Below are 26,821 nucleotides of genomic sequence, written 5' to 3'. Positions count from 1 at the left end.
TCCCTCCTGACATAGTTCTATGCCTAGGGTTCCACTACGATAGAGTTAATATATTTTATGAGTGCTACTGGTTTAAATAGTATTGAAAAGAGAGCGGCATTTTCGCTTGCAGCTGTCTTTGGTCTCCGCATGCTTGGCCTATTTATGATCCTTCCTGTTTTTGCTATTTATGGAGAACAATTAGCAGGATACAGCCCGATGTGGATTGGTTTAGCGATTGGAGCTTATGGTTTAACACAAGCGATGCTACAAATTCCAATGGGTATTCTGTCAGATAAATATGGCAGAAAACCAATCATTTTAATCGGTTTATTAGTCTTTTTATTAGGCAGTATTGTTGCAGCCATGTCAGACACTATTTATGGTGTTGTGTTTGGTCGAGCTTTACAAGGTATGGGGGCAATTGCCAGTGCCATATTAGCATTAGCAGCCGACTTAAGTCGTGAAGAACAACGCCCGAAAGTAATGGCAACAATTGGTATGTTTATTGGTTTATCATTCACTATAGCAATGGTTGTAGGCCCAATAGTAGCTAAAGCATTTGGTTTGAGTGGCTTATTTTGGTTTATCGCAGTGCTCACTATATTCGCAATGTTATTGATTCAATTTATGGTACCTCATTCTGTCAATAAAGCGCCGAAAGGGGATAGTGTCGCTCTGCCAGCACAACTTAAACGATTGATTCGTCATCCTCAATTATCACGCCTCAACTTTGGTGTATTCACCCTCCATATGGCGATGACAGCCTGCTTTATTACTTTGCCTAAGCAGTTTGTAGCGAGTGGTTTAATGCTTGAAGATCATTGGCAGTTATATCTACCTACGTTAATTGGCTCATTCTTTTTCATGGTGCCATTCATGATCTATGCAATCAAAAAGCAAAAAGAGAAACAGATGTTGTCGGCTTCCGTCTTATTGCTGACATTAGCTCTGTTCCTTTTATGGTATTTACCAATGAGCTTTGCAAGTTTAGTGGTATTAGTGATCATGTTCTTCACGGCCTTCAACTATTTGGAAGCGACTATGCCGTCAATCCTATCGCGAATTGCACCTGCAGGTGTGAAAGGTAGTGTTATGGGCATCTACTCTAGTAGTCAGTTTTTAGGTGCGTTTACGGGTGGTGTTTTAGGTGGTCTAATTGCCAGTAGTTTTGGTGAGCAAGCTATCTTCTTAGTCATGGCTGTTATTAGTGCAATATGGCTGCTAGTCACAATGGGTATGAAACCGCTTAAGAAATCAAAAAACTTCAGCTTTGCCATTAATGTTGAAAATGAAAAGCAAGCAGGTGAAGTTGCTGAACAATTAATTAATATGCCAGGTGTCATTGAAGCAACAATTGTATTTACTGAAGCGATAGCCTACTTAAAAATAGATGAAAAAATAGTTAATATTGCTGATATTAAAGCGTTACTTAACCAACCTAAATAGCCCCTGTAAATAATCATGTAATAGGCTGTTAATAAACAATAACAGCCTATAAACTTCCTCTACTCTACTTCGCTATTACTGACCCTATAAATAATTCTTTGTATCAATAGCCTTTTGCTTGTTTAATGAGGGCCATTTCACTGTATTGAATAACAAACTTATCTGAGTGAAACTAATTCTGATTAATAACCACTTCTGGATAATGGAAAATTGATTGCGAATAACTTCATATTTTGCGCCTGTAAATAACTCTCCTAAGCTAATTCAGGTCATCAATGAGTAGATATTAAATATACTGTGCTTGTCTATTATTGACGCATTTAATATCTTCATTACTTTATCTCTATAACTTTTCTTTATAATTTTTTATTTATAAGCTTAAACGCTTACCTCTGCACTATCTCTCTATTTTGATTCAGTAATTAAAAGCTAGCCATTAGAAAAAAAGGCCTAGAGTGTTAACCCTAGGCCTTTCTATTGACATCATTTACGTATCGCGCGTCGTAGTAAAAGCGCTAAAGATGGGTTAGTTAAATCCGATGATATGTGGTGCCATACTCTGATAGTCTACCGCCATTGCAATGCTCAATGCGGTAATATTAACAATAGAGAAAGCGAACACTTGGCGAGCCCAACCACTAACATCAATATTACGACGATAGCCTCTCAATGCCATTAATAACCACCAAAAACTAGTGGTACAAGCGACAGCCATAAAGGCAGCTCCTGTATAACCATTGATTGGCAATAACATCACAACTAACGTATATATTGCGATATACAATACGATATGGCGTTTTGCTTTATCGATACCTTGAGCAACTGGCAATACAGGGATATTCGCTGCTTGGTAATCTTTAAAACGGAAAATAGCAATCGCATATGAATGTGGCATTTGCCATAAGCTAAACATAACCAATAGTATTAATGCCCCCATATCAAACTGACCAGTCACCGCACAATAACCAACAACAGGCGGTACTGCACCCGATAAGCTACCGATAAACGTGCCATACACTGAATTACGTTTCATATACAGGCTATATACACCAACATAAATAAAGTAACCAAAGGCAGCAAAAAGTACGGCAACTTGTGTTGTATAGGCAATTAATAAACCGAAGCCCATGATCCCTAAAACAATACCGTGACATAAAGCCGTCATACCAGACATCTCGCCAGTCACAGTGACTCGCGTACGAGTTCGTGCCATTTTGATATCTATATCTCTATCAATCACATTATTAATAGCACAACCCGAAGCAATAACCAGCGATAAGCCAATTAACGTAGCGACCATTAACCAAAGGTCTACATCACCTTTTGATGCGAGCAAAAATCCCCCCGCAACACTAATGAAATTGCCCATAATAATACCAGGCTTAGTCACACTCCAGTAACGACGAAACATCTTTAACCTCTTTTTTCACAAAACTATCAATTACTTAAAAAATAACTACTTAAAAATAAATTAATCAAAATCAAGTTACTTGCAATAAGTAACTTGAAATAGATCACTCTATATTAATACATCATCATCGCGTTAGATTCGTAAATAATCCAAACAGATAACCCAACTACCATAATAATAATCAGAGCACTGAATAAGAAAGAGAACGTATTTGCTCTGCCTTCTTCAGTGATGAAATTAAGGTGTAAAAAGTATTTTAAATGTACCCAAATTTGGATGACCGCTAACGTTATAATCGTCCATAAAGTCGTCACTTTTGAAAAGTCACCACTCATTACGACATAGAACGGAATAACCGTCAAAATAACCGCTAACACAAAACCAATTAGGTAACCTTTAACGGTACCGTGAGATGCATCATTATGTGTTTCGTTATGATTCATTACATTGCTCCCATTAAATAAACAACGGAAAATACACAAATCCAAACAATGTCTAAGAAGTGCCAAAATAGACTTAAACACATTAGACGTGTCACGGTTGGTTTACCTAAACCACGACGTGCAACTTCGATCATCAATATCGTCATCCAAATTAAACCCGCTGTGACATGTAAACCATGTAGACCAACTAAAGCAAAGAATGAACTTAAAAAAGCACTTCCTTGCGGCCCATTACCATGCTCAATAAGATGAGTGAATTCATAGATTTCCATACCAATAAAGGCTGCACCTAGACAAAAAGTAATCGCTAACCATATTAAAGTAAGCGCTTTCTTTTGTCCTTGCGCGCAAATCATCGCAAAACCAAAAGTAATACTACTGATCAATAACGCTGCGGTTTCAACGGCAACAAAATCCAGCTCAAAAATATCTTTACCAGATACTCCGCCAACTGTATTCATAAATAACACAGCGTAAGTAGCAAAGAACGAAGCAAATAAAAGACAATCGGTCATTAAATATAACCAAAAACCAAATACAGTATCGCCAGAAGTATCATGGTGATCATGTGCATGATCATCATGTGAAGCTAGTTTTGTATTTTCAGCCTCTACGTTGATAGATAACGTACTCATGCTTTTATCCCCTTACTGTTAATTTTAGCCGAACCGCTTAAGTTGAAGGCATTCTCTGTTGCTAACACTTCTTCTGGTTGCACGTAATAGTCAACATCATTGCTGTAACAACGTTTAATAAATACGCCAATAGCACCGACTAAACCAACAATCGCTAACCACCAAACATGCCAAATCATAGCGAAACAGAAGATAGTGAGTGTTAACCCCATTAATACACCAGCAGACGTATTTTTCGGCATATGGATAGCTTCATAGCTTGCTTTAGACTGATAAACTTGTCCCTTTTCTTTCATATCTGTCCACGCATCAATATCATGCACTTCTGGGATAACAGCAAAGTTATAAGCCTGTGGTGGTGACGATGTCGCCCACTCAAGTGTATGACCATTCCATGGGTCGCCCGTTTCATCATCAAGCGCTTCACGATCTCTAAAGCTCACAAACAATTGAACAACTTGACAAATAATACCGAACATAATCAGCACAGCACCGCCAGCAGCAATGTATAACCAGATATTCCAATCAGGGTTATTAGTGTGATTTAAACGACGCGTCATACCTAGGAAACCCAGTACGTAAAGCGGCATAAAGGCAACAAAGAAACCAACAATCCAGAACCAGAAAGCTGCTTTACCCCAACGAACGTTGAGTTTAAAGCCCATTGCTTTAGGGAACCAAAATGTAAAGCCTGCAAGGTAACCAAAGACAGCACCACCAATGATAGTGTTATGGAAATGCGCAATTAAGAACAGGCTGTTATGTAATACATAATCGGCACCTGGAATCGCTAATAACACACCTGTCATACCGCCTACCGTAAAGGTAACCATAAACCCGAGTGTCCACATTACTGGGACAGTCATTTGTAAACGACCACGGTAAATAGTAAATAGCCAGTTGAAAAGCTTCACCCCTGTTGGTACAGCAATAATCATAGTCATCACACCAAAGAAGGCATTAACGTTAGCGCTAGACCCCATGGTAAAGAAGTGATGTAACCAAACAATAAAGCCTAAAATAGAAATCGCTCCACTTGCATATATCATCGATGTATAACCGAATAAACGCTTAGAAGTGAACGTAGAAATAATTTCAGAGAAAATACCAAAAGCAGGTAAAACTAAAATGTATACCTCAGGATGACCCCAAGCCCAGAATAGGTTGATGTACATCATGGCGTTACCGCCACCATCATTGGTAAAGAAGTGGAAACCTAAATAACGGTCAAGCGTTAACATTGCTAACAAGGCAGTTAATATTGGGAATGATGCTGCAATTAATATATTCGCCCATGTACAAGTCCAAGTGAAAATAGGCATTTTCATCAAGGTCATACCCGGTGCACGCATTTTAAAGACTGTCACTAAAAAGTTAACAGCAGTTAATAACGTACCAAGCCCAGATATCTGTAAGGCCCAAATATAATAATCAACCCCGACTCCAGGGCTAAACGTCAGCTCTGACAGAGGCGGATAAGCTACCCAACCTGTTTTAGCAAACTCACCAAAAACAAGTGAAATATTAATTAAAATAGCACCGCTGGCTGTTAACCAAAAACTTAAGTTATTTAAGAATGGGAAAGCCACATCACGTGCACCAATTTGCAGCGGTAAGATGATGTTCATTAAACCAATCATAAATGGCATCGCCATAAAGATGATCATAATAACACCATGCGCTGTAAATATTTGGTCGTAATGCTCTGGAGGTAAAATCCCAGGAGCGCCACTTGTTGCAAGAGCTAATTGAGTTCGCATCATGATTGCATCACTGAAACCACGGAACAGCATAACTAACGCAACGAAGATGTACATGATACCTAAACGTTTATGATCCACCGACGTGATCCAATCACGCCAAAGTACGCCCCATTTATTATATTTTGTAATAAGCGTAAAAAGAACGATTCCGCCAATAGCAATTGCAGCCATTGTGAACACGAGAATCGGTTCATGGTACGGAATTGCATCTAAAGACAATTTACCTAAAAACGACATACTTATTCCTCGCCTTGGCTAATAGATGGTGTTGCTGAATGTTCAGCCATTTTTTCATGAGACATATGGTCCATAGCTTTCATGTCCTTCATACCGTCCATGTTTTCCGTACCTTCCATATGCTTCATGTCCTTCATGCCGTCCATGTCTTTTGTACCCGACATGCCCGCCATATATTTCATAATAATGGTGTGGAATAAACCGTCATCAACATCACCGTAATAAGTGACAGGGTTATTCTCACTTGCTTTAGCTAGTTCATCATAATTAGCTTTAGTCAGTTTATTACCCTTTGCTTTCACATCACTTACCCACTTATCAAAATCACCTTGGGTAGGTGTTGCTATTGCATTAAATTTCATACCTGAGAAACCCGAACCACTGTAATTGGCAGAGAAGCCTTTAAAAGTGCCTGGCTCATTAGCAATTAAATGAAGCTTGGTTTGCATGCCCGCCATTGAGTAAATTTGGCTACCCAATTGTGGAATGAAAAATGAGTTCATGGTGCTTTCTGAAGTAATTTTGTATTCAACCGGCACATTCGCTGGGAACACTAATTCATTTACTGTCGCGATCCCTTGCTCAGGATAAATAAATAACCATTTCCAGTTTAATGAAACGACCTCAACAGTAAGATGTTCCCCTTTGCCTTCAATCGGTTTATAAGGGTCTAAGCGATGAGTTGACTCCCAAGTAATCACGCCTAAAACAATGACGATCAAAATTGGAATAGCCCAAACAAAAGCTTCAATTTTATTTGAGTGAGCCCATTTCGGAGCATAAATTTCATGAGTTTGTGTATCTCTATATTTCCAAGCGAAATATAAAGTCATCACAATAACGGGGATCACGACAAGCAGCATCAGTACTGTAGCGATGATGATTAAATTTTTCTCATCAACGCCTATTTGACCTTTTGGGTCAAGTACTCCGCCTGAACAGCCGGACAATACCAGCACTATGCTAGCTAACGCTATATTACAAAGGTTGCGAATTAACAATGGACTATCCTACTAATACCTATCAGCATCATTATTTTGTAAACATCACTTATTCCAATGGGCGATAACACTGTTTTCAATCCTAATAGCTCACTATTGGGATTAAAAACACCTTGTCCTTGCTCATTTTTAATACGTCATGTTAAACAATTTAATTAAACTAAATTGGTATAACCTAAATGTTGAAAGATGTTGTTTGAAAAAATATAAGTAGTTTAAAAACAACAGAGTAGATAATTCCTCAGTGTATTTTTATCAATAGAAAATACTAACGATTAAAATAATGAGAAAATTAAGAGAGTTGGTTGAACCGCAAGACTGTTTTTATATAACTTAATGATGAGTAATATTAAAAATAAAGCTCAACACAAATTAAAGAATATAAGTAACAGTTAGCATTCAACTATTTACTGAGGCGGTGCACGGCACCCATGCGTATTAAGTCCAATAAAGGACTGGAGTGTTTCACTAGTAGTAAAGGCCGCTTTTTGTAAAACAATAGCGGTACGGCGGGCTGAAAAAAACAGAAATATTAACCAGCATAAGCCAATAAGTAATTGACCAGATAATTCAGGATCAGATAAGAAACTAAAAATATTAACTAACGAAGACTCAGATAAAGTACCTTCAGTTAAAGATGAGCTTAGCTCAGTCGCATTTTCAACGACACCACTAAACAACATGATCGAATTTACCAACAAAATGCTCAATATAGACAATAACTTTCGTTCTACAAAAATATATCGCGCACTCGAATGTAATCTATTTAGCATAGATGGCATTTTTATTTGCGTATAATGTAATAAACTCAAAAGCATTCGCCTTAGTAGTTATGTAAATATATTAAAATAAGCGATTTAAACTTAAACGCCTACTTTATTTTCAGAGCATCTAATGTGATTCAAATCAAAAAAGTCTGAGTAAGCATCAAATTTTGGCAAGTATAACAAAGTCATTGTAAGCAACAAGCAGAAAAGTCATCAACGAGTAAGTTATTTAGCTTTAATGAAAATTAAAGGTTTCATCGACAACAATCACTTTATTAAGCATTTTGATTAAAATGACTTAGGCTTGCCAAGAAAATAGCTCCAAGCTTTATTGAATACAAACGACTATCTTCAAATATAAATCTAAGCCTAGCTATACCTACTCATAGAACATCACAATAGATCACATGAAGAGCTGATAAATAAAAATAGACCTCTATTAAATAGATGGATTAAATTTGTTTAACGGATTAGATAATTAGTATTTTAAGCTAGAGGTTCAGGTTATATTTTTGTAGATGTCATATTCGTGTATTAAAAAGCTTAGTTTGTAAGTATTTACAAACTAAGCTTTAGTAGCGTTGTTAATTGAAAAGTAAGAGAATGATTTATGAAAATAATTTTCATAAAAAGTTAAGATGCAACAGCAACACGCCCCTTTCCTTGATGTTTGGCTTGATATAATGCTTTATCGGCTTCAGAGAGTAATGTTTCAACATTATGCACCTGCTCTGAGAATGACGATACACCAATACTCACGGAGAAACTCAAATTTCCATTATCAATATCAATGGATAGATTTGCTAAATCGTTACAAAGACGATCTGCGATCATTTTTGCATGGCCAATATCAGTTTTCGGCAAGATAAGTACAAATTCATCACCTCCCCAACGACCGATAAAATCACTTTCTCTCAGGTTCTTTTTAGCAGCACTAGCAAATGATTGAAGTACAATATCCCCACTACGGTGGCCATTTTTATCATTAATATTTTTAAAGTTATCGATATCAATTAATACACAGCACAAAGCATTTGAATGCTGTTGTGCATAAGTAAATTCTTTTTCCAATAATTCATTAAATGCACGGCGAGTTAATAAGTTGGTCAATACGTCGTAATTCGCTCTATGTTCGAGACGCTCACGCAATAATTGCTGTTCAGTGATATCCATCACCGTTATTTGCGTAGCAGGTGCGCCATCCCAAATAACCGTTCTTGATAATAAACTCACCCACACTATTGAGCCATCAATACGTATCCCTTTACTTTCTGTTTTAATAACACTCTCATCTCCAGCAAGTAGAGACCGATTATCTAGATATGCCTGGTCATGAAATTCCGAGGGAATTAATGCAAGAATAGAATCAGTCTCAAGTAATGCTTGTTCACTTTCAAAACCAAACATTTGCGCATAGGCATTATTACAGAATAAGGGTTTAAAATTATTATGTACGAGAATACCTTGAATTGAACCGTCTACTAAGACTCTATAGCGCTCTTCACTTAGCATTAAATTACGCTGCGTTTCAAACTGGTAACTGAAGTCAATAATAATAACCTGCATGGCAGGCACACCTTCCCAGTCGACAATATTATCAATGGCCAATACTGTTAATTCATTATTATCTTTATCGATATTTTTATAGGTACGCACACCAGGCTTTTGTTTACCTGACATAAGATCTTGGTAGATCTGTAATGCTTTGGGGTGATCCGCAGGTGAAATTAGCTCCAAAATACTAGTGAGTGATAAAATATCTTGAGCACTTTTATAACCATAAAAACGGGCATAATTATCATCACTATAAAGTGGCTCAAAATTACGATGGACTACCACACCATAATGAGGCTCAATAAGTAATTGTTCAGAAAAACCCGACATGCTTTATCCACTCCATGATTAGCATAAACTCAATATTTTTTTAAAATATCAATTTACATCTTTTAGCACTGATTCGCTTGTCATAGCGATAATGTAAAAGACTATTCCATAAGAAACAGAAAATATCACATTTATCTGTCTTTTTGTTTATATTTATTGATTTAATATTAGTACCAATACTCCATTAAGATTCGTGGTTGAATGATAAGCATTATTTATTAATGATGAGCTCATACGCTTCATTAACCAGTTTAATGACTTAAAATATTTTCCCCTTCTTCAGGATCTCGGGCTTTAGCCGCTTGTTCTCTTATATCATTATGATCACTACTGATATCATCATCGCTATAGTCATCAAATTTATTCGTCGCATTATTCGTCATTTTATCGGAAGTATTGGAAGCCATGTTAGGTGGAGAGGTATTCTGTTGTTTAGAGGATTGCTCTTCTACGTTTGTTGACAAAATAATTCGTTCTCTCGCATCATCTGGCATCGTAATATTTTCCTCTAAAAAAATCTCAACCACTTTTTTCATTAAAACTGATGAGACTTTTAATTGGCTATTAATTTCACTGTTAACCCAAAAATAAACTCGTAAATTACAAGTGGATGAACCTAGCGAATTAACTAAAACCTGAGGTGCAGGTTCTTCCAGTATAGCGGGATGTTGATTCATAATGTTTTCAACTAAAGACTGGGCACAATCAAAATCAGTGTCATAACCGATACCGATATCAAAGGAGGCTCTTATATTTGGATTTGCTGTAAGATTACGTATCGCATTTTTATATATGGTCGCATTTGGAAGCTGAATATGATCGCCATTAAAATCGACCAATGTCGTTGCACGAGAAGTCATTTTTTTAACGACGCCTAGGTACCCAGCAACTTCAATAATATCGCCTAACTTAAACGGACGTTGAATACTCAATAGTAAACTTGATAGAAAATTTTCTGCAATGTCTTTAAATGCAAAGCCAACAATTAACCCTATTACTCCTGTGCCACTTAATAAAGCAACGGCAAATTGCGTTAACCCTACCAAGCTTAATAATATGTATAACCCTAATAAAATAATTAACAAACTCATTGTTCGATGAATCACTCGTTGTATGAGTCGGTTACTGGTCGTTTTTGTTAATGGTTTAGTGATCAAATTAGCGATCGGTTTTGATAACCAAAAACAAGTGACGAATATAATTATACCGATAAAGATTGAAGGCAATTTATCTAATACCACTTCAGTGAACTGGGTTAAATCATCTATCACCATTTGTAATTTCATCATTATCAACTCATTATTTTTACTGTAACTGCAAAGTAAGGTACCTTTTAAATTACTCAATTACTCCTTATATGTAAATAACCTCAATAAATTCAAATAAAACTAACACTAAAAAATGAACACATACTTTATATTGTAGAAAACGAATAAATAATGAAATTGGCATCATGCAATAGCTTTCTGCTAGGATAATTGTTGTATCACTCATATTTTCATTTACCAACATGAGTAAAATCTTTTATAAATAAAGCAGACTCACCATGTCAATATGAGAGTCATAAATAAAAGACACTATCTTTAGGAAATAATATGGAATTATTAAAAATTGAAAAGTTTTGGGATTTAATCTATGGAAAGCTAGAGTCATGGCTTGAAGCAACCATTAAAATCCTCCCTAATATTGTGGTAGCGATATTAATTGCCATCTTCTTTTCAATTCTTGCCCGTTACGCCGGCAAGATAATGAATAATTTTTTACGCAGAACCAAAGTTTCACCTCAAATAGCTAATTTATTGTCGTCGATCTTCAAAGTCGGTGTATTGGTTACTGGTCTTTTTATTGCGTTAGATTTCTTAGGGTTAAGCGGCACGGTCACCTCTCTGTTAGCAGGCGCAGGTATTGTAGGTTTAGCCATCGGTTTTGCTTTTCAAGACATGACAGAGAACCTCATAGCAGGTATTGCAATGGGCATTCGCAAGCCATTTCAAATTGGAGATATTGTTGAAACGGATAAAGTATTTGGGGAAGTTAAAACCATTAATTTAAGGAATACACTGGTTGAAACTTTCTCAGGGCAACTAGAAATAATTCCAAATAAAATTTTATTCAGAAATATTTTAACTAATTACTCTACGAAAGGAATAAGACGCATAGAGGTTCCTTTTGGTATTTCTTATGCCGATGATCCGGACAAAGCAACGAAGCTCATTGTTGAACATATAAATCAATACAAGTTCGTCATTAAAAAACAAGAAACCGCAGTATACGCAACAGATTTCGGCGATAGCAGTGTTAATTTTTTATTGTGGTTTTGGATAGATTACCCAGGCAAAACAGGTTTTATGCAAGCAAAACATGAAGCTATTATCGGTGTGAAAAAAGCCCTTGAAAATGCAGATATTCTAATCCCCTTCCCTATCCGAACATTGGACTTTGGCGCTAAAGGAGGTGAAAAATTAAATAGCATGTTAAGCACGGCTAAAGAGCATAATAATGATAACACCGCTGAGAATGCTCAATCGGATAAGCAACCGTCAAGTAATTAATTTAAAGATTAATGACTTAATATCTGAATCCAAGTAATACCAATTACGTTAAAGAAGTGTTCTCAATTTTGAGCAGGAACAATGATTGAATTTAAGGCGTAAGTTAAAGACTTTCGAAGAATTAAGTTATTTTAACAAATAAAATAGGTCAGTTAATGGGTGTGATTGGTATAAGTATTTAATTCATTGTCACTGATTAAACTATTATAGGCCTAGCATAAGTAATGTTAGGCCTTTCAGTCAGTTATCGCTAAAGCTTAGCCTCATAATGTGATGCTATAACACCATGAATTAAATACGACCTTATAGTAAATTATTATTAGCAGCCGTTAAAATTGCACTTACTTTATCATTAATTTCTTTTAAATCATCTTCCGCTAAAACCTGTTTAGATTGCTGTTCTTTAATCATGTTCGTTTGATTAATAACGAATTCTTTTTGTTCATCGCTATCAGAAAATGTTATCAATTCTTGCAAAGAAATAAGCAGTCTCAGCGTGACGAATACATTGTTATTGGCTTGTTGTCTTATTTGGTCAAATGCAGCTTTAGCGATATATTTGAAAGTAGGTACTTTGCAAATGACTCTTAACATACCTACTTGATCAAAATGCAGCTTTTCTGGAAATGTCCTTGTGGTTAACACACACAATGTGGCATTAAGTTTATCGATACAAGTAATAGCGGAATACGGATCATTAATACCAGGAGATAGTGCACGTAATGCAATTTCGACTAATTGATGAATGGCAAATTCAGGATCTTGAACAGGAGTTCTACAAGCGCCAAGGACAATCAGTGCGGCTATTTTTTTAATGACATTATCGTCAATTAAAGTGTCTGAGTGAATAATCGCTATAACCGAGTCTTTAACGACAAAGTCACCGGGCTTAAAATGGCACTCAATTAACACATCGTTATCTTTAGCAAGCATTAATAAACTTTCTATATCAACCGTTTGAACATAACCACTGCATGTTGATAATACGTTTTTTTGATTACTTCGCGTCCTGAAACCTTCATCGCTCGAATTGAGTGGTCTTTCCACTTTATTAGCGTGTTGAGTGGTGGGAAATAACTTCTCAATGCCATTTTGTAGTTCGCAATAAACATCATCAATAACAATATCTGCTTGAATAGATTTAGCCACATGGTGAATGAAATAAATCAATACCCCCACATTAAAACACGTCATGGTGACAGCAATAATAACGGTGACTCCAGGTTTAAAAGCATAAGGAGCTTGAAAAGAAATCGCACAAAAAACCAGAATACAAAATAAAAAATTTGAGATAAAAGCACCGAGAACAAATTGAGTGCCTATATCCATCATAAAGTTACGCAGTAAACGCGGTCCAAATTGTGAAGACGCTAAGGTTAATGCAACAATCGTAATCGAGAAAGCAATACTCGTTACCGTAATCATAGCCCCAGCAATCATAGCTAACAAAGAACGAATCGCCTCAATATCCATTTTATGGATAATAGGAATAGAGGGATCTAAGCTAGTCATAAAAAAAGCATCAATACAGACTGTCAAAATGGCCAATAAAATAGAAGCTAACACCATAGCACCGGGTAGAAACCAAAAACTAGAACGCGCTTTTTCTATCAATAATGCATATTTCATAAAATTAAATTGCAATTTTTCACCTTCTTATTTATTCGTAATATTTTTTAAATGACTAGCTTTGATAATAACTCATTTACGAGTAAATATTTTATAAAGTAAATTGTTAACTGAAGAGAAAAGTATGTGTGGAATACGAAAAGAGGAACTAAGAAAGCGTTATTTAGAGAGACTAATATGAAGTTGAGAATACAGATTGAAGACCCTGTAAATATTTTCTACTGAAACAGCATTAACATACTTATTTAAAAAAACACCGCCATAAAATATTTTATGACAGTGTTTTAATTTCATTACAATGTTATGTAACTGCATGTATTAATTAAGAATCAGTATCTTAATTAACATATACGTTAAATAAGAATCAATGTCTTAATTAACAATCAGTGTCTTGAGCAGCAACACCTTCTTTAGCACTCTCACAAGCATCTTCAAGCGCATTAGCAGCATCTGTAGACATCTCACTTGCTTTATCTGTTGTGCTATTAGCCGCTTCACTTACTGCATTGCTTGCATCTGTTGCCATATTGCTTGCTTTATCTGTTGCGCTATCAGCTGCTTCACTTACTGTGTTGCTTGCATCTGTTGCCATATCAGTGATTTTTTGACCGCTTTCTTCCGCAGCTACATCTGCACTATCAACCATTTCAGTCATTTTTTCACCTGCAGAATCTGCAGCTTGACCAGCTTCAAGAACAACTTCATCTACTTTTTCGCCAGCTTCTTTAACTACATTGTTTACATCAGCAGCGACTTCATCAACTTTTTCACCCGTTGTTGTTTCAGGTTTATCATCACATGCAGCTAAAGCAAATACAGTTGTTAAAGCGATGATAGAAGTCGTTAAATATTTTAATTTGATCATGGTTATTTCCGTTAGTTAATTAAATTGTTAAGAATTACTTTTTCTAAAAATTTAATCTTTAATTATTTTTTGTAAGACAAAAAATAATTAACCTTAAAATTTAGATTAGTTAGTTCAAATACTGCAGGTGAGACCTACATAGATTTAAAAAGTTCTGCAACTTTGAAAATAAATAGGTTAAATGTCAATAAGTAATCAAATACAGGGTAGTTATCATTCTATATTTGATTTTAAAAGTAGGATAATGCTTTAGTTTTTTACAATTTTGTTTCTGCCCGTTTCTTTTGCTTTATAGAGAGCTTCGTCAGCTCTGCGTAACCAATCTTTAAATTCTTCACCTTCTTTCATGGTAACCATACCCGTACTAAAAGTAATTCTCCCTACTGTATCGAAGTCAATTTGTGAAATTTTCTCTCGTATTTGATCCATCCGACTAAACGTACCATCAGCAGTTGCCTCCCATAGCAAGATAACAAACTCTTCACCTCCCCAACGACATATGAGGTCTTCTGTACGCATATTTTCAATTAACTCATTGGCAAAGCGACACAAGACTTCATCCCCAACATTATGACCGAAGGTATCGTTTACTTTCTTAAAATGGTCAATATCTAAAATAGCTAAGGTGATTGTCGAACCATGTCTTTTGGCTCTGGCAAGTTCCTTATCAAGTAAAGACATAAAAGCACGACGGTTATACAAATGGGTTAAAGGATCTTTAGAAACAAGCTCTTCCAGTTTATCATTTTGCTCACTTAACAAACTATTCTTAGTTGATATTTCCTCTGTACGTTCGCTTACTACTTTTTCTAAATGCTCAGTATGTGAACGAATTTTTTTAAAACTGCTTTTGAAGGCATTCGACAATTCACCAATTTCATCTTTTGAGTCAACGCCATCAAAGTGATAAAACTTACCGTTAACAGCTTCTTTTATCTCTTTGGTTAATTTAATAATCGGTCTTGTTACATTATCTGATAATTGGCTAATAAAAACTAAAAATACAGCCATTAAAATAGATGAAATAATCAAAATATTATATAGAATTTGATAAATATCTCGAAAGATTTCAGATTCTTTGGTGGTCACAAATAATGTCCACCCTGATAGATAATCAACTTTAGAAAACGTCACTATTTTAGACTCGTTAATCGCAGTATCCATATAGCGGCCATAGCCATTATTTTGTAAATTAATCTGTTGTACTATTTTATAAAAGCCGGGGAACTTCATATTGTCTTCAGTTGAGAGCGTTGTAGTCAACATAATTTTTTCAGAAGGATGTGAGACAATCAAATTATTTGAATCGGCTAGCCAAGCATAACTCTTCTTTGTCAGCTTAATGGGGGAAAGCTTTTTAGTTAATGCAGATATAGGAACAGCAACAGCAAGAGTACCTATCCATTTTTGTTCGTTATTTAAAATAGGAACTGCGACCATTATTACTGGTATTTTTTGAAACTTACTCTGCATAAGTACTGTAATGTTATATTCCTTTCCTCGCCATTGTTCTCCATGTACGAATAAAGGGTTCGTTACTTTATTTTGATGGCCAAGCACATCAGTTAAATTGAAATTTTGATCAACATAAATAGCATTAATGAAGTTTCCTTTACCTATCACCATCAGCCTTTTTAGCTGCTGAGTAATAAAAGGCTTATCATTGGTTTTTAATTGAGGATTATCACTAACCATTTGTAGCATAGCAACATATTGAGCAAACTCTTGACTGAGTAAATTAGCGTGCATTTTTGAAATTTCAGTCGATTTTTCTAACTCTAAATCCAGTACGCGTTCCCGCTCATTAATAAAAACAATCATTAGAAGAAGACAAGTAAAAATAATCATTGCGAGAGAGAAAATAGTAATCACTTTTGCTTTAATACTTTGAAACATAAAGACCTTAAAAAGTTCGACTTAAAATTCACCTAACTGAAAACAGCAAAGCAATACTAATCACATTGGATATATGTTCTAAATGTTGCGCAGGAAAACAACTAAATTAAAGGCATAAATTGATATAAATGGTAGTTCCCTTTACCAAAATCACAACACTGCAGTTAATTTTTTTATTAGTAAAATAGCTCTGCTATTTAGTGGAGTTGGCCATAAGTATTGAATATACATTGTAATGTTTAATAAAAAAATAATTATCAAGTTTCAATCAACTAAAACCACTCATTTTTAGATATTAATAATTCAAATGCTATATAAGCATGAAAGTTTAGTGCTCCTAATCATTAACACACACTTTTCATACCAAATACTAAATAACTTAAATAACTTAAATAATTAATACTTTAGATCAAATGAAATTTAATGAGAAAAATAAGAGTTAATGATCTCTTATTTGCTTATATCGATGGTTCTCATAGGAAAAACTTGATTAATGAGACCTTAAAATAAGGTAAATAATTTATTATTAAAAAAGATCACGAGGTAAATATATCCTAGCAATACAGAATATTTACTTTAAGCTAATCAATTATTAAATTTACAATGAAGAGGACAACATATGAGTGATTTAGCACCATCACGTATTAACGAAATTTTAAAGTTTGATCAACAACAACGCTTCCAATATTTATGTAAAGAAGTTAATAAACAAAAACAAATTTGGTTATTAATCGATGAGCACGGTTGCGTTATGCTTAACACTGAAGATGAAGATTGTGTGCCTGTATGGCCTAATAAAGAATTTGCAGAAGAATGGGCAACAGAGGAATGGGCACACTGTAAAGCGGAAGCAATAAGTTTAGATAAATGGTCTGAGCGTTGGACACGAGGGTTAGAAGAAGATGAATTATCAATCGTCGTCTTTCCAGATAAAAACCTTAATGGTTTAATCTTCTTTCCAGATGAGTTTGAACATGAAATAAAGCTACAAGCTAGAAAGTAAACGTATCGATTATTGTGAATGTATAAAATACGATAAGACATTCACAATAAAACATACATTCACGGTGTAATTTTAACGTTAAAAAACATGAAAGATAAAATAAGAGTTTATATGTATAAAGGTTTTCTCTCATTACTTCAGAAATGGACTTTAAAAGTAACAATACTTTTTACTTTACTATTTCCTACCATTATATCTGCACACCCCCATGCATGGGTTGATACCAATACTTATATAGAAGCCGATCAAACACACATTACTGCTTTACATATGACCTGGACATTTGATGCTGAGACATCAACCTACATGTTACAAGGTGAAGATATAAGTCCTGACAATATCGAGCAAACCCTACAAAGATTGGCGCAAAGTGTTGTAGGCAATATGTATAACGAACATTACTTTACTTACTTATATAACGACAATGAACCGGTTCGCTATAAAGAAGCGCGTCACCCACAATTAATTCAAGATGGCAACAAACTAGTACTTAGCTTTGAATTGCCTTTGTCTATCCCAATTGCTTTTAAAGATAAAAAATTCAAACTGTATATTTACGATGAAACGTATTTTGTCGATATGTCTTGGCTAGATAAAACCAATATCCAACTATCTGAGCCATTAACGGAAGCGTGTTCAGGTGAACTGATCGCACCTAAAGCGTCAGATGAACTTCGCGCTTATACCTTATCCTTAGCAAGTGACGTAGCCCCCGATAATGCAATCGGCCAACTATTCTCTCAGAAGTATCAGTTACACTGCCAATAAGCCCAAAAGACGAAACTAATAGTAAGTAGTGCATTCCTTGACGATAAAAAACGGCTACTTACTAGCATGAGTGCTTGCGGTCATGAGTACTTACTATCATGACAATCAGCACTCTTCCTCCCCGCTCGAGTTCTAGGAGTTATCTACTTTATTGATTGATTTTTAGTAACTCAACTTCAAATATTAACAATGAACCAGCAGTGATTTTACCTGCGTTACGGTTGCCATAAGCGAGATGACTTGGAATAAAGAAACGGAACTTATCACCTTCAACCATTAGCTGAACACCTTCAGTCCAACCTGGAATCACTTGATTTAAACCAAAAGAAATTGGCTTGCCACGATCAACTGAGCTATCAAATACTGTCCCGTCAATTAATGTACCGTGATAATGCACTTGTACCTTACTTGTTGCCGTCGGGTGTTCAGTCCCTTCACCTTTTTCTAGTACGAGGTACTGCAATCCAGATTCAGTGGTTTCCACGCCTTCTTTGGTTGTATTCTCAGCTAAGAAAACTTCCCCTTTCGCAATATTTTCTGGTGCGCTTTTTCCTGCATTCATAGATTGAAAAATGAAAAATGCAACGATTAAAATTGCTGCAATTAAAATAAATTTGACCATTATAAATACCTATTGTTATTCAAATATAAAATGAAGTGCGACTGTACTAAATTTTAAGGCTTAGTTTAAGCGTTGTATAAAAATAGTTTAATAATAATCTCAGTTATGCAAACCATGAAGCGGTTATGAAACTCGACGGTTGATATTAAAATAAAAGGACTAATAGATGTTTGAAGGCATTTTGAATAGGTAGTTGATATCTAGAAATAAGTCATCGGCATTTTAAATAGATAGCATCGCTTTGTATTAAGCATTAACAGCGAGTTGACAGGAAGGTATTCTTATAGTGAGCAATTACTATCTTAGTAGAACTATATACGATGTATTACAGCCTAAAAAATTAAATCTACAGAGAATAAAAAGAGGCGGTAATAAAAAGCGAGGTTATTGATATAACCTCGCTTGTTAACATACTAATATCACTTATTGTTAATGACGATGTTTAATTATTAGAAGATGTCGTTTTATCTTCACTTAAACGTAACTCTTCATTAAGTAGTTTTTCTACATGCCCCGGCGAATGCGTTCTACCTGAAATCAATCGATACATGGCAGGAATAACAAATAACGTTACCACGGTTGCGAAAGCCATTCCGAAGAACACGACGGTACCGACAGAAATACGGCTTTCAGAACCAGCACCATTGGACATAATTAACGGGATAGATCCGGCTAAAGTAGTAAATGCAGTCATTAAAATGGGGCGTAAACGACGAGCAGAAGCATCGATAATCGCCACTTCTAATGCATGCCCTTTATCTCGTAACTGATTAGCAAATTCAACAATCAAAATACCATTCTTGGTTACCATTCCGATCAGCATGATCATACCAATTTGACTGTATATATTAAGCCCTTGTTGCATCAATACCATACCAATAAAGCCACCTAACACACCCATAGGTACGGTGAACATAACCACTAGAGGGTTGATGAAACTTTCAAATTGCGCAGCTAATACTAGGTAAGCCACCAGCAACGCTAAACCAAATACAATGAACACACTACTTCTGTTCTCTTTGTACTCTTTTGATTCACCCGTATAAGAAATAGTAATATCACTTGGGAATAATTCAATGGCTTTAGCATCTAAATAATCTAATACCTCACCTAATGATTTACCTTCCGCAGCACTCCCCCCTAACGTAATCGATTTTTGTTTGTTGTAATGCGAGAGTCTATTGGCTGATGCGACCTCTTCAATATCTGCCAGTGTATCCAAAGTAATGAGTTCACCATCTCTAGTACGCATGTAAATCTGACTTAAATCACTTACATTATTAAAGCTATTTTCATCCCCTCGTAAATAAACGTCATATTCTTCACCACGTTCAACATACGTCGTTTCACTGCTACCGCCTAACATCACTTCCAATGTTTCGGAGATATCGTTCAAACTAATACCAAGTTCTGATGCTCGCTCTTTATCCAATGTAACCACTAACTCAGGTGTTTTTTCCGAGTAATCAAGGTCACCACCAACAACCATGCCATCGGCTTCAGCCTGTTGTCTTAATAATTCAGCATATTTTTCTAACTCTTTGTAATCTGATCCACCTAATACAAATTCAACTTGGTCGCTAGATCCACCTCGGAACCCTGGCAATAAAGGTCGAACACGTATATCAGGTAAATTTTTCAACGCTTTATTAACGAGTCCTAATGCTTGGCTAGCAGATACGGTTCTATGATTCCAATCTTCCAACACCATGATAACAAAACCTGTTTGGTCACCAGCATTACCACCAAAAGCAGGCGCTTGAGTACTAAATGATTTAATAACGCCCTGTCCTAATAAAGGCATTAAACGCTCTTGCACAAGATCCATATTCGCAGACATACGATTAAAACTGGTTCCTTCAGCGCCTTTTACAAAAGCAAAAATCACGCCTCTATCTTCTTTAGGGGCAAGCTGAGAAGGCACTTGCTGCATTAAGAAATAACTACCAGCGATACACGCTAAAATAACTAATGGAGCCGCTAAACGTAGCTTCATTGCACATTTAAGGCCTCGACGATAAACATTTTCTAAACGATTAAACTGTTTATCAACCCAACGGTTAAAACGATTCTGTTGTTGATGCTCTTTCAACATTTTACTGGCAAGCACTGGCGTCAAGGTTAAGGCGATAAACGATGAGAAAATAACGGACATGGCAAGCAACACAGAGAACTCAGTAAAGAGTAGTCCCACCATACCGTCCATAAAGGAGATAGGTAGAAAGACCATCACTAATACAAGGGTTGTAGCAATAACCGCAAAACCAACTTCTCTTGTTCCTTTGTAAGCAGCCATTAAAGGCTTTTCACCTTTTTCAAGGTGGTGGAAAATATTCTCAACCACAACAATTGCATCATCGACCACCAAACCTATCGATAAAATAAGCGCCATCAACGTAATCAGATTAATTGAAAAACCAAAATAATAAGCAGCAATAAAAGAAGAAACTAACGAAACAGGCACGGTAATAGCAGGGATAATAGTCGCTCTTGCTTGACCAATGAAAATATATAAAACCAAGATAACCAAACCACCGGTTATCATTAAGGTGTTATAAACTTCATCAATAGAACGTTCAATAAAAACAGTAGAATCATAATTTAAAACTAAATCAGTATTATCAGGTAGGAACTGTTGGATATTATCTACTTCTTTGCGCACAGACTTCGCAACTTCAAGTGGGTTTGCATCGGTTTGCGTAATAATACCTAAGCTCAAGTTTACAATGCCGTTATTTTTAAACGCAGAATTCTCATTCTCAGCACCAACATAAACTTTAGCAACATCTTTTAAATAGATTGGTGTACCGTCATTAGCCGTACGAACCACTAAATAATCAAAGTCTTGCGGTTCTGCATATAAACGAGCGGTTCGAACTGACATGACAGTGGTATCATTTCGTACTTCACCACCTGGGCTTTCAATATTTTCAGCCTCTAGCGCTGAAATAATATCATTGACGGTAACCGAGCGTCCCGCCATCATATCGGGTTGTAATTTAACGTACATGACCTTGTATAAACCACCGGTCACATTGACCGAACTAACTCCCGTAATTAAACTAAAGCGGTCGGTCAAAGCACGCTGCGCATAATCGGTTAATTGTGTTCTATCCATGGTGGAGGATTTGAGGTTAATATACATCGAAGGTTCGCCAGAACCATCATCTTTGGAGACAATCGGTTCATCAGCTTCATCAGGTAAAGCACGTTCCGCTTTTGCGACGGCATCACGTATATCACTAACACCTTCCGTTAAATCCCAGCCAATATCAAATGTAACGGTAATGCGTGACATACCATTACGTGTAACCGAATCCACTTCATCAATACCACTGATACCCGTTACTTGATCTTCAATAACAGAAGTCACTTGGCTCTCCATAATGGTAGCACTTGCACCGTCGTAGCGAGTCGTGATTGATACAACTGGACTTTCAACATCTGGCATTTCTCGCACTGCGAGCTTTTCAAATGAAACAATACCGAATACACATAGCAATAGACTTAATACTATTGCCATGACAGGGCGTTTTACAGATACGTCGGATAACCACATTATTTGCTATCCTTTTTAGGCTTATTTAATTGTGCCGTTTTATCATCCTGTTTTTTAGTCGTACTTAAGTCGTCAACAGTTAACCCATCACGCATATTAACTAAACCTTGTACAACGATACGCTCACCAATGTCTAAACCAGATTCGATAATGGCTTGGTCTTCAATGCGAGCTCCTAACTCAACTTCTCGACGTTCTACTTTATTGTCATTCGTTACAACATAAACAAAACGTTTCGTACCTGAATATTCAATTGATTGCACGGCAATGATAGGTTCATTAACGGCTTTAAAGACTAAACGCGCAGACATCAACATACCCGGTTTTAACTGCTGGCTTTGATTGTCGAATAACAAACGTACTCGTAGATTTAATGTATCGGGATTAATACGCGAATCAATCGCCATCACTTTCCCGGTAAAAGAGCTATCACCCCAAGCGCGGGTCGTTGCTGAGACATCCATTCCTACTTCTATCTGAGATAAATAACGCTCAGGGACAGGAAGATCCAAAGTCATTTGCGATAAGTTATCTAATGATAATAACGTTTCACCAATTGACACATTCTTACCTTCACTAAAATCAAGTAACCCAATGGTGCCTCCAAAAGGTGCGACGATACGGTGATTATCGACAAAAACTTGTGCAGCTAATAAACGAGCTTTACCAATCGCGACGGCTGATAATTGCGCGTCTAATTCAGTTTGGGTAATAGCCTGCTTTTTAATAAGGCGCTGATAGTCTTTTAATGTTCGTTGTTCGTTCGCTAAGTAGGCCTTAGCTTCTGCTAATATTGCATTGGCGCCCGCGTTATCTAATGCAATTAATAACTGTCCTTTTTTAACTGTCTGATTGGCATCCACTGCTATTTTTGTCACTTTAGCGGCTACTTCTGATGCAATGCTGACGTATTGTTTCGCTTGTAATTTACCAATTAAAGACAAAGATTGAGAGACTTCATGTGTTTCAACTATCTCACTTTTGACAGGAACAACCGGAGCTGCAAAAACAGAATAACTAAACGAACTCAGTAATAGACTAGTTAGTATAAAAACAGTATTTAATTTATTCATTATATAATCTTCTAAATAAGTGGGTAAGACGAGCAAAAAACAATCAACAGCATCCAGCTATTATTCCTATCATAAAGTAAAAAGAGCAAAAGATTGTGAAGAAAATATGGAGAAATTATAATAAATTTGAAACAAAACAAATGATTAATAACATTCCACCTATTAGAATAAGTAAAAACTAACGAGTTTTTTGTAAATAATCCTAATACCTCACAACAACAAATAACCATCGGTGCTTATAATTGAATCCTACAAAAAAATAGGATCAACTTTATCGGCAATAGTAAATGCCAGTGACATTAAATACGCGTTCTACGTTTTGTGCGGTATTGCTGTCAGACTAAATCAATTCACTTTAAAATATAAATTAATATAAACATTTGTTTCTTTTACGAAAGATATAACAAAAAGGGAATTTTTTAACCCGTCAGATAGATAAGCTATTTACTGTGATTAATATTAGATAAAGGTCATTATAAGGAGTATTTTATGGTCGTTATATTATTTCGTTGGCAGATAAACCCAACACATGAAAAAGTATTTAAGGAAGGCTGGACTGAATTAGTACAACGTAATATTGAAAAATATGGCGCTCTTGGATCTCGTTTACATAAAACTAAAGATAATCAGTGGGTTTCCTACAGTCAATGGATTAGCGAAGAACATTATTTAAAAGCCCAAGGCTTAGAAGATAAACATGAACAAGCAAGAGCAAAAATGTTGACCGCTATTATTAGTGCAGCAGAGCCTTTAGTGTTGGTACCGGTGTTAGACCATTTAATATCGACTAAACTCTAACCGCTCACAATAGGAAGCCTCAACGCATATTGCCTATTTAGACTTAAACTGAAACGTTAACCGTCAATGTAAATAGACTTAACAGTCCACAGTAAACATTGGCGTCGTTAATCAAAGCTCGTTAACATCGGATTTACTAATATTGGTGTATTCGCTCTCACAATATGAATTAAAGATACATTAATACCTTTAACTCATTGTCAAAATATCTATTACATTTGCCTTAAATGTTCTTTTAAGGCTTTATTTCCTAAATAACGTTTAAGACTTTTATTCCCTAAATAACGTTTAAGACTTTATCCATGGTTAAACGCGTTTTAGGCAAAGAAAAGTTATAGTCTTCTGATGGATGATGATAACCAATAGCTAATGCAACATGACATTGATAACCACCTAATTCATCAGCAAAAATCTCACTAATGAGTTCACTATCAACCCCTTCCATTGGTGTTGAATCCACTTTCAAGCGCGCTAAAGCATGCATAGCATTACCTAATGCAATATAAACTTGAGACTTCGTCCAGCTTTCATTATTGCCTTGTTCATCGGTATTAATATCAGCGAAAGAGTAACTACCGAATGCTTTTTCTTTCTCTTCTAATTTAGTGCGTTTATCAGCAATGCCTTGGTCGACCACTTGCTCATAATCAGCACGTGTATAAGCGGGGTTATGTGCAAATAAAATAATATGTGAACAAGCTAAAACATGATGTTGATTAAATTGAAATTTATTAGCAAAAGAACCAACCATTCTTTGTTTTGCAGCATCACTTTCAATCACAATAAACTTCCAAGGTTGCGAGTTTATTGATGAAGGAGAAAGGCGCAATGCTTGATACAACACATCCAGGTCTTGCTGCCCCACCTTTTTGCTTGCATCGTATTTTTTCGTGGTGTAACGCGCTTCTAAATCATTAATAATTTGCTCATGTATTGCCATATTGTCGAATCTCATCTGTTGGGTGGATAATATAAGTTATTATTAAAAGTATAATCATTGTTAAAAGTATCGTTGTCGTTAGCAGTATCGTTATAGCCGTCGACACTATTTTGGAAAGTGATAATTCATCACTGTTCCACAAATTTATACCGCTAATAATCAATAAACACATTGTACACTTGATTCTTTTATTTGATAATTACGCTTAAATTTGAATAACTTGATAATTATTTTTGAATATGTATCACTTAAACGACCTCAAATTAGCCATTAGAATTGCTGACTTACAAAATATTTCAGCAGCTAGCCGTGAACTTAATTTAACGCCAGCCGCAGCCAGTGCAGCATTAAAGCGTCTTGAAAAAAGATTAAACTGCCAACTATTTGTTCGTTCAACACGTAACATGCAATTGACTGAAGAAGGCCAACTATTTATTGAAAGTAGCCGAGAAGCTATCAATATCCTAGAACTAGCAAGTAATACATTAAACAATAATAACGATCAGTTGAGTGGTGACTTAGGGTTAAGCATGCCTTCAGATTTAGGCAGAAATATTGTGAGAGCTTGGATAGATGAGTTTTTAGCCTCCGCCCCTTCTTTAACCCTTACTTTGTATTTAAGTGATCATATGAGTGATTTAATGGATCAAAAAATCCAACTTGCACTTCGATACGGTCATTTAACGGACTCAGTACTTAAGCGTCGATATTTAACTTCATCACCTCGTTATGTAGTCGCTTCACCGAGTTATATAAAAGAGTTCGGGCAACCAAATAGCCCTGCTGAATTACAACAACATAAATTATTAAGTTGGAATCTAGGCAGCAAAAATCTTCAACAATGGACATTTAACAAAGATAATCAGCATATACAAATACCTATATCGCCAATCAAAACAACCAACGATGGCGCTGTATTGAGACAATGGGCAATCGCAGGACATGGTATTGCCTATAAAAGTTGGATAGATATTGCAGAAGATGTAGAGCAAGGACGCTTAAAAGTACTATTAACAGATTACCTAACTGAAGATGTTCCCTTGCAACTCGTTTATCTACAAACCGACTACCCTAGAAAACAGTTACGTATGGTGATTGATTTTTTACAACATAAATTCAGTGAGTTTAGTAAACGATATCCGCCGCCTTAGCTAAACTTATTCGTTAACGCTTCTTAATTAAAACTTACCCAATTAAAGTTCACTTATGATGATAAACATAATGATAGGCATCGCATTTAACCTACGATATTTAATCACTAATACACTAATCGATAACATCAATAGAGCTAAATAATAGATCTTGTCCCAGCGAAAAAAGCCAATTCATGATTTCCTAGGCGACCTCCACCTTAGCCCTATACCATTCCCATATAGCTTTAATATAAACGCGTAAAAAACAGTCATTTCAACATAAACCATTCGCCATATCTGCGACGATTCACTTTTATATAATTTACTAAATAAAACAGAATATCCAATAGCTCAGATCCCGTTATTACCGACTACCAAGGACTTACCTACGTTTTTAAGGTAAAGTCAGTGGTA

At 35.8% G+C, this 26,821-nt stretch carries 21 protein-coding genes; 6 read left to right on the top strand and 15 right to left on the bottom strand.

Annotation, left to right across the window (positions count from 1 at the left end; genetic code table 11):
* Positions 1 to 57: 57 nt before the first annotated feature.
* Positions 58 to 1,428 (top strand): MFS transporter, encoded by a 1,371-nt coding sequence (locus Q0794_RS05830; RefSeq protein ID WP_298940820.1) that lies wholly within the window; start codon positions 58 to 60, stop codon positions 1,426 to 1,428.
* 526 nt (positions 1,429 to 1,954) lie between these two features.
* Here Q0794_RS05830 and cyoE read toward each other — a convergent pair.
* From cyoE to Q0794_RS05790, 8 genes are all read right to left on the bottom strand, one after another.
* Entirely contained in the window at positions 1,955 to 2,839 is an 885-nt protein-coding gene (gene cyoE, locus Q0794_RS05825; protein WP_298940819.1) for a heme o synthase, read from the bottom strand.
* Positions 2,840 to 2,952: 113 nt separating this feature from the next.
* Positions 2,953 to 3,282: a cytochrome o ubiquinol oxidase subunit IV gene (gene cyoD, locus Q0794_RS05820; protein ID WP_298940818.1), complete on the bottom strand. Its 330-nt coding sequence runs from the start codon at positions 3,280 to 3,282 to the stop codon at positions 2,953 to 2,955.
* The gene (cyoC, locus tag Q0794_RS05815; RefSeq protein WP_298940817.1) at positions 3,282 to 3,917 is read right to left on the bottom strand and encodes a cytochrome o ubiquinol oxidase subunit III; all 636 of its coding nucleotides are present in this window, start codon (positions 3,915 to 3,917) and stop codon (positions 3,282 to 3,284) included. The genes cyoD and cyoC overlap by 1 nt, the downstream gene beginning before the upstream one ends.
* On the bottom strand, positions 3,914 to 5,917 hold the full coding sequence (gene cyoB, locus Q0794_RS05810; RefSeq protein ID WP_298940816.1) for a cytochrome o ubiquinol oxidase subunit I: 2,004 nt from the start codon (positions 5,915 to 5,917) through the stop codon (positions 3,914 to 3,916). The genes cyoC and cyoB overlap by 4 nt, the downstream gene beginning before the upstream one ends.
* Positions 5,918 to 5,919: 2 nt before the next feature.
* A complete protein-coding gene (gene cyoA / locus Q0794_RS05805) occupies positions 5,920 to 6,918 on the bottom strand; it encodes a ubiquinol oxidase subunit II (RefSeq protein WP_298940815.1) in 999 nt (332 codons plus the stop codon).
* A 407-nt stretch (positions 6,919 to 7,325) separates the two neighbouring features.
* The gene (locus Q0794_RS05800; protein ID WP_298940814.1) at positions 7,326 to 7,730 is read right to left on the bottom strand and encodes a hypothetical protein; all 405 of its coding nucleotides are present in this window, start codon (positions 7,728 to 7,730) and stop codon (positions 7,326 to 7,328) included.
* A 588-nt stretch (positions 7,731 to 8,318) separates the two neighbouring features.
* On the bottom strand, positions 8,319 to 9,569 hold the full coding sequence (locus Q0794_RS05795; protein ID WP_298940813.1) for a sensor domain-containing diguanylate cyclase: 1,251 nt from the start codon (positions 9,567 to 9,569) through the stop codon (positions 8,319 to 8,321).
* 251 nt (positions 9,570 to 9,820) lie between these two features.
* Positions 9,821 to 10,858, bottom strand: coding sequence for a mechanosensitive ion channel family protein (locus Q0794_RS05790; RefSeq protein WP_298940812.1), 1,038 nt, complete (start codon positions 10,856 to 10,858; stop codon positions 9,821 to 9,823).
* A 306-nt stretch (positions 10,859 to 11,164) separates the two neighbouring features.
* Between Q0794_RS05790 and Q0794_RS05785 the strand changes: the two genes are divergently transcribed.
* Positions 11,165 to 12,121 (top strand): mechanosensitive ion channel, encoded by a 957-nt coding sequence (locus Q0794_RS05785; protein WP_298940811.1) that lies wholly within the window; start codon positions 11,165 to 11,167, stop codon positions 12,119 to 12,121.
* Positions 12,122 to 12,424: 303 nt separating this feature from the next.
* Here Q0794_RS05785 and Q0794_RS05780 read toward each other — a convergent pair whose 3' ends face one another.
* The 3 genes from Q0794_RS05780 to Q0794_RS05770 form a co-directional block, all read right to left on the bottom strand.
* The gene (locus Q0794_RS05780) at positions 12,425 to 13,765 is read right to left on the bottom strand and encodes a DUF2254 domain-containing protein (RefSeq protein WP_298940810.1); all 1,341 of its coding nucleotides are present in this window, start codon (positions 13,763 to 13,765) and stop codon (positions 12,425 to 12,427) included.
* A gap of 361 nt (positions 13,766 to 14,126) precedes the next feature.
* Positions 14,127 to 14,615, bottom strand: a complete 489-nt coding sequence (locus tag Q0794_RS05775) for a hypothetical protein (protein ID WP_298940809.1) — start codon at positions 14,613 to 14,615, stop codon at positions 14,127 to 14,129.
* 249 nt (positions 14,616 to 14,864) lie between these two features.
* The gene (locus Q0794_RS05770) at positions 14,865 to 16,511 is read right to left on the bottom strand and encodes a diguanylate cyclase (protein ID WP_298940808.1); all 1,647 of its coding nucleotides are present in this window, start codon (positions 16,509 to 16,511) and stop codon (positions 14,865 to 14,867) included.
* Positions 16,512 to 17,130: 619 nt separating this feature from the next.
* Between Q0794_RS05770 and Q0794_RS05765 the strand changes: the two genes are divergently transcribed.
* Both Q0794_RS05765 and Q0794_RS05760 read left to right on the top strand, forming a co-directional pair.
* Positions 17,131 to 17,514, top strand: coding sequence for a DUF2750 domain-containing protein (locus tag Q0794_RS05765; protein ID WP_298940807.1), 384 nt, complete (start codon positions 17,131 to 17,133; stop codon positions 17,512 to 17,514).
* Positions 17,515 to 17,625: 111 nt separating this feature from the next.
* Positions 17,626 to 18,282 carry a DUF1007 family protein gene (locus Q0794_RS05760; RefSeq protein WP_298940806.1) on the top strand — a complete coding sequence of 219 codons (657 nt, stop codon included), beginning with the start codon at positions 17,626 to 17,628 and terminating at the stop codon, positions 18,280 to 18,282.
* Positions 18,283 to 18,430: 148 nt separating this feature from the next.
* Here the strand turns inward: Q0794_RS05760 and Q0794_RS05755 are convergent, their stop codons facing one another.
* The 3 genes from Q0794_RS05755 to Q0794_RS05745 all read right to left on the bottom strand — a co-directional run bounded on the left by Q0794_RS05755 (position 18,431) and on the right by Q0794_RS05745 (position 23,536).
* Complete coding sequence (locus Q0794_RS05755) at positions 18,431 to 18,904, bottom strand: FKBP-type peptidyl-prolyl cis-trans isomerase (protein ID WP_298940805.1); 474 nt, start codon at positions 18,902 to 18,904, stop codon at positions 18,431 to 18,433.
* Between the two features lie 442 nt (positions 18,905 to 19,346).
* The gene (locus Q0794_RS05750) at positions 19,347 to 22,463 is read right to left on the bottom strand and encodes a multidrug efflux RND transporter permease subunit (protein ID WP_298940804.1); all 3,117 of its coding nucleotides are present in this window, start codon (positions 22,461 to 22,463) and stop codon (positions 19,347 to 19,349) included.
* Positions 22,463 to 23,536, bottom strand: a complete 1,074-nt coding sequence (locus tag Q0794_RS05745; protein ID WP_298940803.1) for an efflux RND transporter periplasmic adaptor subunit — start codon at positions 23,534 to 23,536, stop codon at positions 22,463 to 22,465. Before Q0794_RS05745 ends, Q0794_RS05750 begins: the two co-directional genes overlap by 1 nt.
* 489 nt (positions 23,537 to 24,025) lie before the next feature.
* Between Q0794_RS05745 and Q0794_RS05740 the strand changes: the two genes are divergently transcribed.
* Positions 24,026 to 24,334: an antibiotic biosynthesis monooxygenase gene (locus Q0794_RS05740; RefSeq protein ID WP_298940802.1), complete on the top strand. Its 309-nt coding sequence runs from the start codon at positions 24,026 to 24,028 to the stop codon at positions 24,332 to 24,334.
* Positions 24,335 to 24,611: 277 nt separating this feature from the next.
* Here the strand turns inward: Q0794_RS05740 and Q0794_RS05735 are convergent, their stop codons facing one another.
* A complete protein-coding gene (locus tag Q0794_RS05735) occupies positions 24,612 to 25,268 on the bottom strand; it encodes a nitroreductase family protein (RefSeq protein ID WP_298940860.1) in 657 nt (218 codons plus the stop codon).
* A 245-nt stretch (positions 25,269 to 25,513) separates the two neighbouring features.
* Here Q0794_RS05735 and Q0794_RS05730 point away from each other — a divergent pair, with 245 nt between their 5' ends.
* Positions 25,514 to 26,425 carry a LysR family transcriptional regulator gene (locus Q0794_RS05730; RefSeq protein WP_298940859.1) on the top strand — a complete coding sequence of 304 codons (912 nt, stop codon included), beginning with the start codon at positions 25,514 to 25,516 and terminating at the stop codon, positions 26,423 to 26,425.
* The last annotated feature ends 396 nt before the right edge of the window (positions 26,426 to 26,821 follow it).

The organism is uncultured Psychromonas sp. (genome assembly GCF_947489755.1).
Classification (GTDB): domain Bacteria; phylum Pseudomonadota; class Gammaproteobacteria; order Enterobacterales; family Psychromonadaceae; genus Psychromonas.
Note: the sequence above shows the minus strand (reverse complement) of the source record. Positions and strands in the feature narration are given on the sequence as shown.

Coding starts and splice junctions, on each gene's coding strand:
- Q0794_RS05830 (WP_298940820.1), top strand. CDS start 58: ATGAGTGCTACTGGTTTAAATAGTATTGAAAAGAGAGCGGCATTTTCG.
- cyoE (WP_298940819.1), bottom strand. CDS start 2,839: ATGTTTCGTCGTTACTGGAGTGTGACTAAGCCTGGTATTATTATGGGC.
- cyoD (WP_298940818.1), bottom strand. CDS start 3,282: ATGAATCATAACGAAACACATAATGATGCATCTCACGGTACCGTTAAA.
- cyoC (WP_298940817.1), bottom strand. CDS start 3,917: ATGAGTACGTTATCTATCAACGTAGAGGCTGAAAATACAAAACTAGCT.
- cyoB (WP_298940816.1), bottom strand. CDS start 5,917: ATGTCGTTTTTAGGTAAATTGTCTTTAGATGCAATTCCGTACCATGAA.
- Q0794_RS05795 (WP_298940813.1), bottom strand. CDS start 9,569: ATGTCGGGTTTTTCTGAACAATTACTTATTGAGCCTCATTATGGTGTG.
- Q0794_RS05790 (WP_298940812.1), bottom strand. CDS start 10,858: ATGATGAAATTACAAATGGTGATAGATGATTTAACCCAGTTCACTGAA.
- Q0794_RS05785 (WP_298940811.1), top strand. CDS start 11,165: ATGGAATTATTAAAAATTGAAAAGTTTTGGGATTTAATCTATGGAAAG.
- Q0794_RS05775 (WP_298940809.1), bottom strand. CDS start 14,615: ATGATCAAATTAAAATATTTAACGACTTCTATCATCGCTTTAACAACT.
- Q0794_RS05770 (WP_298940808.1), bottom strand. CDS start 16,511: ATGTTTCAAAGTATTAAAGCAAAAGTGATTACTATTTTCTCTCTCGCA.
- Q0794_RS05765 (WP_298940807.1), top strand. CDS start 17,131: ATGAGTGATTTAGCACCATCACGTATTAACGAAATTTTAAAGTTTGAT.
- Q0794_RS05760 (WP_298940806.1), top strand. CDS start 17,626: ATGTATAAAGGTTTTCTCTCATTACTTCAGAAATGGACTTTAAAAGTA.
- Q0794_RS05755 (WP_298940805.1), bottom strand. CDS start 18,904: ATGGTCAAATTTATTTTAATTGCAGCAATTTTAATCGTTGCATTTTTC.
- Q0794_RS05750 (WP_298940804.1), bottom strand. CDS start 22,463: ATGTGGTTATCCGACGTATCTGTAAAACGCCCTGTCATGGCAATAGTA.
- Q0794_RS05745 (WP_298940803.1), bottom strand. CDS start 23,536: ATGAATAAATTAAATACTGTTTTTATACTAACTAGTCTATTACTGAGT.
- Q0794_RS05740 (WP_298940802.1), top strand. CDS start 24,026: ATGGTCGTTATATTATTTCGTTGGCAGATAAACCCAACACATGAAAAA.
- Q0794_RS05730 (WP_298940859.1), top strand. CDS start 25,514: ATGTATCACTTAAACGACCTCAAATTAGCCATTAGAATTGCTGACTTA.